This window comes from Oleiphilus sp. HI0067 (assembly GCF_001635735.1).
In genome coordinates this window covers 1-920 of sequence record NZ_LWFI01001276.1, presented here as the reverse complement: position 1 = coordinate 920, position 920 = coordinate 1, and the positions used below count along the sequence as shown (strand labels likewise).

General features: G+C 42.5%; 1 protein-coding gene. It reads left to right on the top strand.

The features are described 5' to 3' along the window. Positions 1-831, top strand: an 831-nt coding sequence (locus tag A3739_RS19610; RefSeq protein WP_156502708.1) for a glyceraldehyde-3-phosphate dehydrogenase, incomplete at its 5' end; no start/stop codon positions are given. Between the last annotated feature and the right edge of the window lie 89 nt (positions 832-920).

Here is a 920-nt window from a genome sequence, read left to right as displayed (position 1 = left end):
AACTGCATTCAAGTTATCTATTCAAATGGTCCTGATCAAGTTGATTACACTGAGTACGGCATTAACGATGCACTAGTGATTGATAATACTGGTATCTGGCGTGATGAAGCAGGTCTTGGCCTGCACTTGAAATCAAAAGGTGCAGCTAAGGTGTTATTGACTGCTCCTGGTAAGGGCGACATTAAGAACGTTGTTTACGGCATCAATAACGATGTGATCGAGTCGAGCGATACGATTCTTTCTGCTGCTTCATGTACAACAAATGCGATTACGCCTGTATTGAAAGTTATCAACGATGAGTATGGCGTGGTAAATGGTCACGTTGAAACTGTGCATGCGTTTACAAACGATCAGAATTTGATTGATAACTACCATAAAGGTAGCCGTCGTGGTCGCAGTGCTCCTCTGAATATGGTTATCACTGAAACGGGAGCAGCAAAGGCGGTTGCGAAGGCGCTTCCAGAAATGGCTGGTAAGTTGACTGGTAATGCTATCCGGGTTCCTACGCCTAATGTTTCTATGGCTATTCTTAGTTTGAATGTTTCGCGCGAAGTGACTATTGAAGAAGTAAATGACTTCTTGCGTCACACAAGCTTGCATTCAGAGTTTTCAAAGCAAATTGATTTCACGAACTCGAACGAAGCAGTTTCAAGTGACTTTGTTGGTAATCGTCGCGCGGGTATTGTTGATGCGCAAGCGACTATTGTCAGTGGTTCGCGCATTAATTTGTACGTTTGGTACGATAACGAGTTCGGTTACAGTGCTCAGGTGATTCGAATTGCGAATCAAATGTCTGGTGTGGAGTATCCTACATTCCCTATACATCCATAAATAGCCGCTCAAGATATAAAAAAACCGCTCAATGAGCGGTTTTTTTATGCCTAATTTAAAGGGGTTAACTGACAATTGGTGATTATAGT